We start from the raw sequence: 13,682 nt of genomic DNA on the forward strand, positions 1-13,682 counted from the left end.
ACTCAGACTTGCGACAGCGTTCTGCTGCCGTGTGGCTCGTGCTTATGCACAAGCCCTGCACTGTCAAACAACCAGTACAGCAGTTTGGCCAGCAGCAGGCAGACGCCGAAAACGACCATGAAGAAAACCACGCGCGAGACGAAGGAATCCAGCCCCTCGCGCGCCAGAACGATCATATTGAAAATGGCACCAAAGCAGAAACTGTGCAAAATGGCGGCCTTGTAGCGGTTAGTCTCTTCGTTGCCGAGCACATAGAGCCAGTCAAACCATTTGATAATCAGCCCTACCACAACCGCGCCCGGCAGAATAAACCAGCTTCCGCCCATGACCACCAGCGAACCAATCAGCGTAGGGGAAATGGCCAGACCTGAATGGTTGTTCAGCACTTCCCAGGTGAAGTAGTTCGCTGTGTTGAGCACGGCACCCGGGCGGTCAGGCCACAGCCACGACGGGATAAACACATAGAAGTCACGCACAATGGGCGCCAGCCCCTGGAAATCGATTTTGTCGTAGTTTTGCAGCAGTAAAGCGAGGTTTTCCCACGGCGAGAAGGTGTCGCGTGTGAGATACAGGAAGGTGTAAAACGCTTCGTCACCGGCCACGTTTAGTCCATAGCGCTTAAGGGCCAGCCAGAACATCCCCACAATGCCAAACACGCCCGCTGCCGCCAGCATCCACAGGGAGATCCATCCGCGAATGATGCCGATAAACAGGAAGATCGCAAAGGCGATAATAATGTTGGCGCGCGTCCCACCCACAATCATGTAGGTCAGGAAACCAAAGGCGACCGTGCTCACCAGGAAGAAGAGCCAGGCCTTACTGTCCTGGCGCAGGAAAAAGATCACCAGCATTGCCGGGATGAAGAAATAGAAGAAGCGCTTAAGCGCCACGCCCGAAACTTCGGCAGAAAAAATCTGACTGTAGGAGTGCAGCTTAAACAGCAAAAAGCCGTTATGCATGAAGAAGATCCCCACGCTGACCAACGCGATGGTCATCAGCATTACCCACGTCAGATGGGTCTCTACCCGGTTCATGGTGAACAGCGGACGACGCGGCACACTCGCTTTCACCGCACGCAGACGCGTTTTATAGGTGACGTAGTACACCGCATAGAAGCAGGTCGCCGACAAGAGTGCCTGGAGCAGGATTTCCGGCGGCGCGACGCTCACGTCAAAACGGAAAACCAGAATACTGGTCAGCGGAAAACCGAAGAAGAAGGTCAGAAGAAACAGTAACGAGAAGAAGACGTTAAAGTTAAAACGCACGCGGCGGAACTCAAACCAGGTCAGAGTGGCGATAAATAGCGTGCTCAGAAGCCATACCACTAACAAGCCGCTGAATTGCAACTGGCTCATGCGTTGTCTCCTGAAGCGATACGCAGCGCACGATGCCACGGCGTAAGATAGTTCGGACTAAAGAAATCGATGGTACTTTTATCCACCAGCGCCAGTTGACGCTGAGCTTCACGTACCACCTCCACGTTTAGGGTATCCGTGGTGAACAGCACCGGAATGTGTTGTTCAGCCATATCCTGCCAGAACGGATTATCGCGATTAAGCACACAGGGAACGCCTGCCTGAATCAGCAGGCACAGCGTGCCAATTCCCTGCTGGCGGGCAAAGATGAAATAGCCGAGATCGCACTGGCGAAGCAGCGCAAGATATTCATCAAATTCCAGCTTATCGCGCAGGATGTTCACATTCTCCGGGCTAAACAATCCCAGAGCCTGCTGACGAACGTCGTTGATGTAAGCATCATTATTGGCCGGATAGCCCATCGGCACAACGACATTTACCGTGTCGCCAAACTGCTGATGTACCGCCTTCAGCGCAGCAATATGCTCATTGCTGCGATCGCCAGAGTTACCCACCAGGATCGTCAGCTTACCCTCACGCGGCGTATCGTTTGCCATGTTATTCAGCGCCGGGTTCATGCGTGTCGGGAAATAGAGCAGCTCACCGCGAACGTTGGGGTGCTGTTTCGCGAAGTAATTGAGATCGCCACGGGTGGCGAAAACACAGCCAACCCGCCCCTGCGCCATACGCCGTAGCGGGTAGAAGAGTCGGAACTTCCAGCCGCGGGAGACTTCATAGAGATCGGCTCCCCAGATATGCCAGCTGCACTGGGAAGGTTTAATCCCGCCGCTCAGGAGAGCCAGCCACAGACCGGTATTAAATTGTCCATGGAAGAAGAAGCGCTGCTCACGATCCGCTTTCGCTTTCGCGACAACTGCCTTCGCCAGGGCGGCTTTATCCGGCCAGAAGGTAAGCGTCAGCGCCGGACACATCTCGCTCAGCCCCCTGTCCTGGCCTGCAACCATAAACTCGCGTGCATCGGGATTGCCCGGGGCCAGCTCATCGTTGAAGAACCGTAAAACGGTCTGGTTATGGTGTGGGATATCCGATCCCAGTATGTGAATCAGTGCAGTCATGCGCGTTTACGCCAAAGTAAAAATACGCCGCAACAGGCAGCGAAATAAACGATATAGGTTGCCATATAGGCCTGAGCCGCCCCCAGTGCACCGTGTGCCGGGATCAGCCAGTGTGAGAACGCCGTCAGGAGCGTAAACTGGCTTATCTCTGCCAGGATATACAAACGCAGCGAGGCTTTCGCAATCACCAGATACCCGAATACGTAAGCGCCTACTTTCAGTACATCCCCCACCAGCTGCCAGGCAAACAGATCGCGCATGGCGATGAATTTCGCCGAAAAGAGCAGCCAGATGGCGACATCGCGCAATAACCACACGGTAAAACTGGCCGCCGCCACGGCGGGAAGTACAAAACGCAGCGAGCGGGTAATCTCGCGGGTAATATCCTGTCGGGAGCTCAGACGCGATAAGGTTGGCAGCAACCAGACGCTAAAGGAAGCCGTTATAAATTGGAGGTAGGCGTCAGAAATGCTGCTTACGCCCTGCCAAATTCCCACCTCATCCCAGCTGTAATGCGCCGCCAGCAGGTTTCGCATCATCACGTAAGCCACCGGCAGCGTTACGGAGGTAATAAGCGCCATCAGGGTAAATTTACCCAGTTGACCCGCCAGCACCTTGTCCCACTGCGGTTTCAGGTAGCTTAAGGGGATAACGCCACGACGCATCAGCATAAATGCCGCCGGAACGACCACTAACGCAGGTACCAGCGCCAGACCCAGCAGCGCGCCTTCATACCCGCCCAGGCGATAGCAGAAGTAATAGGCGATAACACCTATAACGCTGCCCAGGATCAGCGCAAGCGCGTTCCCGGCTGCATCACGAAATCCTTTCATCAGCGCCAGTAGCAGGTTAGCCCACGCGATTCCCATCTGAACCAGAGCGACCAGACGCACCAGCCCTTCATAATGCGTGTGTCCAAACAGCCCCTGGCTAATGGGGGCCGCCGCCAGCAGAAACACCGCGGCCAGCAGAGTAGAGAAACCTAACACCATCGCCGACGATGTGCCGACGACTTTGCGCAGCTGCGCTGCGTCATCCTGATGCTGTGCAACGTATTTCGTAACGCCGTTGAAGATCCCGGCGCCGGCCAATACCCCAAGGACGGTGACAAGCTGGCGGAAATTGCCCGCCAGACCCACCCCAGAAGGGCCGAATGAGACGGCCAACAGCTTGACGACCAGCAGCCCGGCGCCAATTTTGACAAGCGTGGACGCGGCGGTCCACACCGATGCTTTTGCCAGAGACATATCAGCCGAAATAGCTCAGAAGGGTATTAATCACCGTACGCTGGTTAACCGGCGCGAGGTTGTAGAACAGTGGTAAGCGAAGCAAACGCTCACTTTCTTTCGTGGTATAGCGGTCTTCACCCGCGAATGTCCCGAACGCTTCACCGGCCGGGCTGGAGTGCAGCGGAATGTAGTGGAACACCGCCATAATCTCAGCCTCTTTCAGCCAGGCAATCAGCTTGCTGCGATCGTCGTTATCGCGCAGTTTGATATAGAACATATGGGCATTGTGGACGCAGTCTGCCGGAATGGTCGGCAGCGCAATACGCCCGACTTTTGCCAGCGGTGCCAGCGCGTCGTAATAGGTCTGCCACAGGGACAAACGCTGCAGGTTAATGCGCTCTGCCGCCTCCAGCTGTGCCCACAGATACGCCGCCTGCAGATCCGCCATCAGATAGCTTGAGCCAATATCGCGCCAGGTATACTTATCAACCTGGCCACGGAAGAACTGGCTGCGGTTGGTGCCTTTTTCGCGGATCACTTCCGCACGCTCAACCAGCGCGCGGTCGTTAATCAGCGTCGCGCCACCTTCACCACCTGCGGTGTAGTTTTTGGTTTCGTGGAAGCTAAAGCAGCCGATGTGGCCGATGGTGCCGAGCGCGCGTCCTTTGTAGGTGGACATCACGCCCTGAGCGGCATCTTCCACCACAAACAGGTTATGCTTTTTCGCGATCGCCATAATGGTGTCCATTTCACAGGCCACGCCCGCGTAATGGACCGGAACAATCGCCCGCGTTTTATCAGTGATCGCCGCTTCAATCAGCGTTTCATCGATATTCATGGTGTCCGGACGAATATCCACAAAGACGATTTTCGCCCCGCGTAACACAAACGCGTTTGCCGTGGAGACGAAGGTGTAGCTCGGCATAATGACTTCATCACCGGGCTGAATATCCAGCAACAGCGCAGCCATTTCCAGCGACGCCGTACAGGAAGGGGTCAGCAGCACTTTAGCGCTGTGAAAACGCTGTTCCATCCACTGCTGGCAGCGACGGGTAAACCCACCATCACCGCAGAGTTTGCCGCTGCCCATAGCAGACTGCATATAGTCGAGTTCGGTTCCCACGACGGGTGGTGCGTTAAATGGAATCATCTTGTCACCTGTATAACCAGTAGGCGGTGGCGTCGATGTTGGCACCACTCGCAATATAACGTTTAAGCGCAGCGGTGTTGCCCATCTGGGTTGCCACCCGCAGCGTCGAGACCTGTTGCTGCTGCGCCCAGTGTAGCGCCGCCTGCATGAGTTTCTCGCCCATACCCCGGCCGGCTAATAAGCCGATACGCGCCTCGCGCTCGTTGAGCTTGCGAAGCGAAACAAAACCCTGGATCTGGCCGTCCGCCGCGCGGAACACCAGACAAACATGATCGAACGTCCCTTTTACCGCATTCTCAATCCACTGGGCATAGAAACGTCCGCTGTCCTCAGGTGCATACCAGGGGGCACGAAAGCGGCTGCGGGCAAACGCCTGCGCCGCCATTTCGCGCAGCACCGGGATATCCTGCTTAGCGGCAACCTCCGCACCTGGCGCCTCATGCCGGGTTAGCGTAATGGCAAGATCGACTTCGCCTTCCACCAGCTGAAAACCGTGTTGCTGAAACGCATCAAGCAGGTCGGCGCGGTCCGCCGGGATCTTCGCCTGTACCCGCTGCCAGACGCGAAAGTCGGCGTCGGTCAGTGCCGGTGCAGTTTCGCGCAGACGCAGAATGGCTGAAGGCAGGCCAAAAAAATGGCTCTCCCACTCAAGGGACTCAAGCGTCCCGTTCAGGTTGCTCAACGCCAGACACCTTTGGTATCAACAATGTAACGCTGCTGTACGGCATCAGCGGGGGTCGCTTTAAACTCTTTATGATCCACCAGCAGCACCAGTACGTCCGCCGTGGCCAGCGCGTCATCCAGCGCGGTAAGCGTGCAGTTCCCCGCCAGTTTTGCCGGCAGTTCATGAATATTCGGCTCGACTACCAGCGTTTCGCCCGTGTGCCATTGGGCAATCATCTCAGCAATTTCCATCGCCGGGCTTTCGCGCAGATCGTCGATGTTAGGTTTGAATGCCAGGCCAAAACAGGCAATTTTCAGTTCGCTGGCCCGTTTGCCACTCTCAGCCAGACAATCTGCCACCGTGGTTTTAACCTGGTTGAGAACCCAGTGTGGCTTGCTGTCGTTAACTTCGCGCGCGGTGCGGATCAGGCGTGCCTGATCGGGGTTTTGCGCCACGATAAACCATGGATCGACGGCGATACAGTGACCGCCCACGCCCGGGCCTGGCTGCAGAATGTTAACGCGCGGATGACGATTCGCCAGGCTGATTAATTCCCAGACGTTAATCCCCTGATCGGCACAAATGAGCGACAGTTCGTTGGCAAAAGCGATGTTCACGTCGCGGAAGCTGTTTTCCGTCAGTTTGCACATTTCTGCGGTACGGGAGTTCGTCACCACGCATTCGCCTTCGAGGAAAATCTTGTACAGCGCGCTGGCACGAGCGGAACAAACAGGCGTCATCCCGCCAATCACGCGGTCGTTTTTAATCAGTTCGACCATCACCTGCCCCGGCAGCACGCGCTCCGGACAGTAGGCAATATTGATATCGGCCTGCTCTCCCGCCTGCTGCGGGAAGCTTAAATCCGGCCGGGCTTCTGCCAGCCACTGTGCCATCTGCTCGGTTGCGCCAACCGGAGAAGTGGACTCCAGGATCACTAGCGCCCCTTTCTTGAGCACAGGTGCAATAGATTTCGCAGCGGCCTCGACGTAGACCATGTCGGGTTCATGGTCGCCTTTGAATGGCGTCGGCACAGCAATGAGATAAGCATCGGCTTCAACCGGCGTGGTACTGGCGCGCAGGTATCCCCCATCAACGGCCTCTTTGACCACGCGGTCGAGATCGGGCTCCACAATATGGATTTCGCCACGGTTAATGGTTTCCACCGCGCGCGCATTGATGTCCACGCCTACAACCTGTTTTTGACGAGAGGCAAATGCTGCCGCAGTAGGCAAGCCAATATAGCCAAGACCAATGACAGAGATGGTAGTAAAACTCATAGCGATACCCGATTGTGTTTAAGTGCATGCAAAATACGGCCACAAGCCAGCCCATCACCGTACGGGTTATGGGCCCGGCTCATCGCCTGATACGCTTCTTCGTCGTGCAGCAGGTGTGTCACTTCATCGACGATACGCTGCTTATCCGTGCCGACCAGACGCACCGTGCCCGCTTTTACCGCCTCCGGGCGCTCGGTGGTTTCACGCATTACCAGCACCGGCTTGCCGAGTGAAGGTGCTTCTTCCTGAATACCGCCTGAATCAGTGAGGATCAGCCAGGCATGATTCATAAGCCAGACAAACGGCATGTAGTCCTGCGGCTCAATCAGAAGGACATTTTCAACATGTCCCAGAATGCGGTTGACCGGCTCGCTGACGTTAGGGTTGAGATGCACCGGATAGACAATCTGCACATCTTCGTTTTGCGCGGCGATTTCAGCCAACGCATGACAGATTTGCTCGAAACCCCGGCCAAAGCTTTCACGACGGTGGCCGGTCACCAGAATGGTTTTTTTGCCGTTGTTCAGGAACGGGTAACGCGCAGCGAGTTCTGCCTGAAGTTCATTGTTAGCCAGCACACGGTCACGCACCCAAATCAGGGCATCAATAACCGTATTGCCGGTCACAAAGATTTTATTGTCGGCGATATTTTCACACAGCAAGTTCTGGCGCGAATTTTCGGTGGGTGCAAAGTGGTACATCGCCAGATGCCCGGTAAGCGTGCGGTTGGCTTCTTCCGGCCACGGCGAGTAAAGATTGCCGGTGCGTAGGCCCGCTTCAACGTGGCCGACAGGAATACGTTGATAAAACGCAGCCATGCTGGCCGCCACAGTAGTGGTGGTGTCGCCATGCACCAACACAACATCCGGCTTAAAGGATTCCAGAATGGGCTTAAGCTCTTGCAAGATACGGCAGGTAATCTCCGTTAATCCCTGCCCCGGCTTCATAATATTCAGATCGTAGTCCGGGACGATGGAAAAGAGCGTTAAAACCTGATCGAGCATCTCCCGGTGTTGCGCCGTAACGCACACTTTCGCTTCAATATCAGGATCGCTGGCCAGCGCATGCACCAGAGGCGCCATCTTGATGGCCTCCGGCCTGGTACCAAATACGGTAAGTACTTTCACATCGATTCTCTTCGATTAGGCGATGAAGGCCGTGGCCTTCATCGTCAATGGCGTTCTTAATTTGTGCGACGACGTGTTAACGCCACGCCAGCGCCCGTCAGTGCGCCTACAATCCCCCACATGATCATCAGGAATGCACGACGTGGGCTATCGCGTTTTACAGGTTCTTCAGGCGTTCGCAAATAACGATAGGTCTGAAAACGCGGGTCCAGCGTTGGACCTACATTCAGGGTGTTGAGCATGGCGCGGTTTTGATCGTAGTCGAGGTCAAAATCAGGGCCAACGGCCTGCAGGTTTTCCAGACGAGCCTGCAGCATCGGACGACCAAGCAGGAACATTTCAGAATCAGGCAGTTCATCCGCCGGAACGTCCGTTTCGCTGCGAGAAATATTGTGCTGTTCCGCAATTTTGAGTGCCTGTTCAATGTTATGAACACGGCGGGAGAATATGGCTTTAGCCACCTCTTCCTGACGTTTTACCTGCGCTTTCATCTGGATGGTACGGGCCGCCCAGGCGCCTTTCAGTTCTTCATTAAGATGACTTGCGGCGCGCTGGCTGGCAAAAGCGACATACTGGCGCAACAGGTTATTGGCATCCGGCGCCGTCTCTGCAATCAGTTTGACGCTGTCATTAAGATTACGCAGCGCATCGCCCGGCATAAACTGAATATTGTTAATCAGGTCATCCAGCAGCGCGGCATCGGCTTTGCTGTTGCCCACCATGCGTTGCTTGTAATAATCCGTCTGGCTCCAGAAATCACGACGCGTGTCCCAGGAGGCCAGCTGCATGACAAACTCTTTATACGCCTCATCCATGACGGAAGCCTGATCGGGCGTCGCCAGATTTGCCTTGATATCCAGGTTGCGCAGGAACTGCTGCTGGGAATAGTATCCCCCCAACATGTTAACAGTGGGTTTGTCAGTTATCGCCGTTGCACTCCATTCCTGTTTTGCAAAAAAGGTATACGCGAGTGCAACTAATGCGAAGCCCAGTGCAATGCCTGCAATCCACAGTTTTCCGGCCCATAAAGTGCGAAACAAGCCACGTATATCCAGCTCATTCTCGGTCATCTCTGATTTTGCTCCCACCAACGGTTGAGTCATCACAATCCCAGTTTATTTAGTTAAAGTTGGATTATTACCACTATTTCGGCGCATCCTGCGTTTTACACGCTTAATGAAACGAGCGACTTTCCATGCGCGTTTAATGCAATAGCCATACAGAGAAAACGCTAGCAAGAACAGTACCAACATAACCCACTCAGGTACAAACTGTGCGTATTCAGCTGCCACACCAATTCCCGCCAGAATAGCAGCAGCCAGTGTAATAAGCACAAATGCCTGACGGGAAGTGAACCCGGCTCGCATGATTAAATGATGAATATGCTGGCGGTCAGCGGAGAACGGACTCATCCCTTTACGCAATCGGCGATACATAATCGCAACCATATCCATCAATGGGATGGCAATGATCCATAACGCGGTTACCGGGCTAATGGGATGGACTTTACCTTGTGTGGTTTCCAGCAAGATCCAGATGATTGTAAAGCCGATCAGAGTGCTACCGGCATCACCCATAAACACTTTATATCGGCGGCCTAACGCTCCCAGATTTAATAAGATATAAGGAAGGATGGCCGCGATCATGGCAAAACACCACATGGCCAGGCTGTATTGACCGTCAAACCATAAAATGAAACCGATAGCAGCAAATGAGACGCAGGACAATCCACCGAGCAAGCCATCTATGCCGTCCACCATGTTGAATGCGTTTATTGCAACCCATACAGCAAATAGTGTCAGGAAATAGCCAAACGGGCCCAGTAACATCTCCCACGACCCAAAAATATAGCCGAGGCTGCTTAGATGAAGCTTTGCGAACACCATCATAGCAATGCCGACCGCGGCCTGAACGATAGCGCGAATTTTGACACTGATGTCGTAACGATCGTCGAGCGCCCCAACCAAAACCAACACCGTCGCACACATCAGGTACAACTTAACATGCGGAACATAGTAGTCAGCAATGGTGAAGGTGAAGCAAAGGCCAGCAAAAACAGAGATTCCCCCTACAAGAGGGATCATCCCCTGATGGCGCTTCCGGAAGTTGGGTTTATCCACTAACCCCAGATATTTCGCCACCTTACGTGCAAAAAACAGAAAGCAGGTGGTGAATAAAAAAATACTGGTTAGTTCAGTAAACGTATCAAGTAGGTCCACAATGGATGTTCTCAACAAATGTTAGTCGCGGAAGTATAACCATGAAGGCGCAAAGCCTGAAGGCATAAAGCAAACCTCTAACAACCCCATTTGTTTATTATTCAGACAATTAATGTTTTTACTGTGCCAATAGTCTTAATTGTCGCACCGACCGGTCAAAATTGGGAGTGTGTGGTAATAGCGTATAGTCCATAAAAGAAAAACGCCACGTAAAAACGTGGCGTTCACTGGCTTTATTTGCGTTACGAGCGCTTCATCATGTCGAAGAAATCGTCGTTGGTTTTGGTCATCGCCAGTTTGTTAATGAGGAATTCCATTGCGTCGATTTCACCCATCGGATGAATGATTTTGCGCAGGATCCACATTTTCTGCAGCTCTTCCTGAGTGGTGAGCAGCTCTTCCTTACGGGTACCGGAACGGTTGTAGTCGATAGCCGGGAAGACACGTTTTTCTGCAATCTTACGAGAGAGGTGCAGTTCCATGTTACCTGTCCCTTTAAACTCTTCGTAGATCACTTCGTCCATTTTGGAGCCGGTATCGATAAGAGCCGTCGCGATGATGGTCAGGCTACCGCCCTCTTCCACATTACGTGCAGCACCGAAGAAGCGCTTCGGACGATGCAGGGCGTTGGCATCCACACCACCGGTCAGTACTTTACCGGAAGCCGGAACCACGGTGTTGTAGGCACGCGCCAGACGGGTGATGGAGTCGAGCAGAATGATAACGTCTTTCTTGTGCTCAACCAGGCGTTTCGCCTTCTCAATAACCATTTCCGCAACCTGAACGTGACGGGATGCTGGCTCGTCAAAGGTCGACGCCACTACTTCACCTTTCACCAGACGCTGCATCTCGGTCACTTCTTCCGGACGTTCGTCAATCAGCAGTACCATCAGCACACAGTCAGGGTGGTTGTAGGCAATGCTCTGCGCGATGTTCTGCAGCAGCATGGTTTTACCCGCTTTTGGCGGTGCCACAATCAGACCACGTTGACCACGACCAATTGGCGAAGCCAGATCCAGCACGCGCGCGGTTAAGTCTTCGGTAGAACCGTTACCACGCTCCATACGCAGACGAGAGTTCGCGTGCAGCGGCGTTAAGTTCTCGAAGAGGATCTTGTTACGCGAGTTTTCCGGTTTGTCGTAGTTAACTTCGTTAACTTTCAACAGCGCAAAGTAGCGTTCACCCTCTTTTGGAGGACGAATCTTACCTGAAATGGTGTCACCAGTGCGGAGGTTGAAACGGCGGATTTGGCTGGGGGATACGTAGATGTCGTCAGGGCCGGCGAGGTAGGAGCTGTCTGCAGAGCGGAGGAAACCAAATCCGTCTTGCAATATCTCCAGCACACCGTCGCCAAAGATATCTTCGCCACTCTTAGCGTGCTGCTTCAGGATGGCGAAAATGATGTCCTGCTTGCGCATACGAGCCTGGTTTTCCAGTCCCATATTTTCGCCGAGAGTGATCAGCTCAGAAACCGGCGTATTCTTTAATTCGGTAAGATTCATAATGGTGTGGGTTCTTAAACTCGGGGTGATTCTCGAACTTAATGTTGTGAATGGTATGGCAGGGTCATCCATGCCTGTTTAGCGGCCATCAACTCATGTCTGTTCGCTGTCTGGTCACAGGGAAAGAACGCAGATCTGAAACGACAAGACGGATTGAGTGACAAGCCCGGAATTTAGCCACTTCACGCACTGTTTATGTTAACAACGGGAAGTTTCGGGTAAAACAAGATTCAAACAACAAGATATGTTTAAAACGAAGTCATAGCTAACTTAGCACGACTTAAGCCGGGCGTCCAGAGTTGCACATCATTTTGGCCTCTGGACGCGCAGCGGAGAAACCTTACGCCAGGTTAGCGTCGAGGAACTCTTTCAGTTGACCTTTGGACAGTGCGCCCACTTTGGTCGCCGCCACTTCGCCGTTTTTAAACAGCAGCAGGGTCGGGATGCCACGGATGCCGTATTTTGGCGCGGTACCCGGGTTCTGGTCGATGTTCAGCTTGGCAACGGTCAGTTTGCCCTGATATTCGTCAGCGATCTCATCCAGAATCGGGGCGATCATTTTGCAAGGACCACACCATTCAGCCCAGAAATCGACGAGGGTCAGCCCGTCAGCCTTAAGTACGTCCGTGTCAAAACTGTCGTCAGTCAGGTGAATAATTTTATCGCTCATATATAACTCCACAGGAATAAGCCTGGTGCGTTGGTTTCGCCTTCATCAACGACGTGTTGATGTCGCATTAACCAACTAAAGGTTGACTTTATTTCACCGGATACGCTTTCGTAAAGCAATAGTAAGCTGATATTCTACCACACTATGAGCAAAACACATTTAACAGAACAGAAGTTTTCCGACTTCGCCCTGCACCCAAAAGTGATTGAAGCCCTTGAAAATAAAGGGTTTCATAACTGCACGCCCATTCAGGCTCTCGCCCTGCCGCTGACGCTGGCCGGTCGTGACGTAGCAGGGCAGGCGCAAACCGGTACTGGCAAAACGATGGCGTTTTTAACGTCAACGTTTCACTATTTACTTTCTCATCCAGCGATTGCAGACCGCAAAGTTAACCAGCCGCGCGCGCTTATCATGGCTCCGACGCGAGAACTGGCGGTACAGATCCACGCAGACGCTGAACCTCTGACGCAGGCGACCGGCCTGAAGATTGGCCTGGCTTACGGCGGCGATGGCTACGATAAGCAGCTGAAAGTGCTGGAAAGCGGCGTGGATATCCTGATCGGTACCACTGGCCGTCTTATCGATTATGCAAAACAGAATCACATTAACCTCGGCGCAATCCAGGTTGTGGTGCTGGATGAAGCCGACCGCATGTACGATCTGGGCTTTATCAAAGACATCCGCTGGCTGTTCCGTCGCATGCCCCCAGCGAACCAGCGTCTGAACATGCTGTTCTCCGCTACCCTTTCTTATCGCGTACGCGAGCTGGCGTTCGAGCAGATGAACAACGCCGAATATGTGGAAGTGGAGCCGGAGCAGAAAACAGGTCACCGCATTAAAGAAGAGCTCTTCTATCCTTCCAATGAAGAGAAAATGCGCCTGCTGCAAACGCTGATCGAAGAAGAGTGGCCAGATCGCGCCATTATCTTCGCGAACACCAAACACCGCTGTGAAGATATTTGGGGCCATCTGGCTGCGGATGGTCACCGTGTGGGTCTGCTGACCGGCGATGTGGCACAGAAAAAACGCCTGCGTATTCTCGACGAATTTACCCGTGGCGATCTCGATATTCTGGTCGCAACCGACGTGGCCGCGCGTGGTCTGCATATACCCGCCGTCACGCACGTCTTCAACTATGACCTGCCGGATGACTGCGAAGACTACGTACACCGCATTGGTCGTACCGGTCGTGCAGGCGCAAGCGGTCACTCCATTAGCCTTGCGTGTGAAGAATATGCGCTGAATCTCCCGGCGATTGAGGCCTACATTGGTCACTCTATTCCACAGAGTAAATACAATCCGGATGCGCTGTTAAGCGAACTGCCGCCGCCTAAGCGCCTTACCCGCGCCCGCTCCGGCAATGGCCCGCGTCGTTCTGGCGCACCGCGTAATCGTCGTCGTTCAGGTTAAGAA

12 protein-coding genes are annotated in these 13,682 nt (G+C 53.7%); 1 reads left to right on the forward strand and 11 read right to left on the reverse strand.

Features of this window, described 5'->3' with window-relative positions:
* Nucleotides 1-2: 2 nt before the first annotated feature.
* The 11 genes from wzyE to trxA form a co-directional block, all read right to left on the reverse strand.
* On the reverse strand, nt 3-1,355 hold the full coding sequence (gene wzyE / locus ECL_RS24870) for an ECA oligosaccharide polymerase (protein WP_013099270.1): 1,353 nt from the start codon (nt 1,353-1,355) through the stop codon (nt 3-5).
* Nucleotides 1,352-2,431, reverse strand: a complete 1,080-nt coding sequence (locus ECL_RS24875; RefSeq protein ID WP_013099271.1) for a TDP-N-acetylfucosamine:lipid II N-acetylfucosaminyltransferase — start codon at nt 2,429-2,431, stop codon at nt 1,352-1,354. Before ECL_RS24875 ends, wzyE begins: the two co-directional genes overlap by 4 nt.
* The gene (wzxE, locus tag ECL_RS24880) at nt 2,428-3,678 is read right to left on the reverse strand and encodes a lipid III flippase WzxE (RefSeq protein WP_013099272.1); all 1,251 of its coding nucleotides are present in this window, start codon (nt 3,676-3,678) and stop codon (nt 2,428-2,430) included. Before wzxE ends, ECL_RS24875 begins: the two co-directional genes overlap by 4 nt.
* Before the next feature lies 1 nt (nt 3,679).
* Nucleotides 3,680-4,810 (reverse strand): dTDP-4-amino-4,6-dideoxygalactose transaminase, encoded by a 1,131-nt coding sequence (gene rffA, locus ECL_RS24885; protein ID WP_013099273.1) that lies wholly within the window; start codon nt 4,808-4,810, stop codon nt 3,680-3,682.
* A 4-nt stretch (nt 4,811-4,814) separates the two neighbouring features.
* Nucleotides 4,815-5,492: a dTDP-4-amino-4,6-dideoxy-D-galactose acyltransferase gene (gene rffC / locus ECL_RS24890; RefSeq protein WP_013099274.1), complete on the reverse strand. Its 678-nt coding sequence runs from the start codon at nt 5,490-5,492 to the stop codon at nt 4,815-4,817.
* A complete protein-coding gene (gene wecC, locus ECL_RS24895; protein ID WP_013099275.1) occupies nt 5,489-6,751 on the reverse strand; it encodes a UDP-N-acetyl-D-mannosamine dehydrogenase in 1,263 nt (420 codons plus the stop codon). Before wecC ends, rffC begins: the two co-directional genes overlap by 4 nt.
* On the reverse strand, nt 6,748-7,878 hold the full coding sequence (wecB, locus tag ECL_RS24900) for a non-hydrolyzing UDP-N-acetylglucosamine 2-epimerase (RefSeq protein ID WP_038985275.1): 1,131 nt from the start codon (nt 7,876-7,878) through the stop codon (nt 6,748-6,750). The genes wecC and wecB overlap by 4 nt, the downstream gene beginning before the upstream one ends.
* A 56-nt stretch (nt 7,879-7,934) precedes the next feature.
* Nucleotides 7,935-8,981 (reverse strand): ECA polysaccharide chain length modulation protein, encoded by a 1,047-nt coding sequence (gene wzzE / locus ECL_RS24905; RefSeq protein ID WP_013099277.1) that lies wholly within the window; start codon nt 8,979-8,981, stop codon nt 7,935-7,937.
* Nucleotides 8,982-8,993: 12 nt separating this feature from the next.
* On the reverse strand, nt 8,994-10,097 hold the full coding sequence (gene wecA, locus ECL_RS24910) for a UDP-N-acetylglucosamine--undecaprenyl-phosphate N-acetylglucosaminephosphotransferase (protein WP_013099278.1): 1,104 nt from the start codon (nt 10,095-10,097) through the stop codon (nt 8,994-8,996).
* Nucleotides 10,098-10,339: 242 nt separating this feature from the next.
* On the reverse strand, nt 10,340-11,599 hold the full coding sequence (gene rho, locus ECL_RS24915; protein WP_001054528.1) for a transcription termination factor Rho: 1,260 nt from the start codon (nt 11,597-11,599) through the stop codon (nt 10,340-10,342).
* A 340-nt stretch (nt 11,600-11,939) separates the two neighbouring features.
* Nucleotides 11,940-12,269: a thioredoxin TrxA gene (gene trxA / locus ECL_RS24920; protein WP_004386384.1), complete on the reverse strand. Its 330-nt coding sequence runs from the start codon at nt 12,267-12,269 to the stop codon at nt 11,940-11,942.
* Between the two features lie 144 nt (nt 12,270-12,413).
* Between trxA and rhlB the strand changes: the two genes are divergently transcribed.
* A complete protein-coding gene (gene rhlB, locus ECL_RS24925) occupies nt 12,414-13,679 on the forward strand; it encodes an ATP-dependent RNA helicase RhlB (RefSeq protein ID WP_013099279.1) in 1,266 nt (421 codons plus the stop codon).
* Nucleotides 13,680-13,682 lie beyond the last annotated feature (3 nt).

The organism is Enterobacter cloacae subsp. cloacae ATCC 13047 (genome assembly GCF_000025565.1).
In the GTDB taxonomy this organism is placed as follows: domain Bacteria; phylum Pseudomonadota; class Gammaproteobacteria; order Enterobacterales; family Enterobacteriaceae; genus Enterobacter; species Enterobacter cloacae.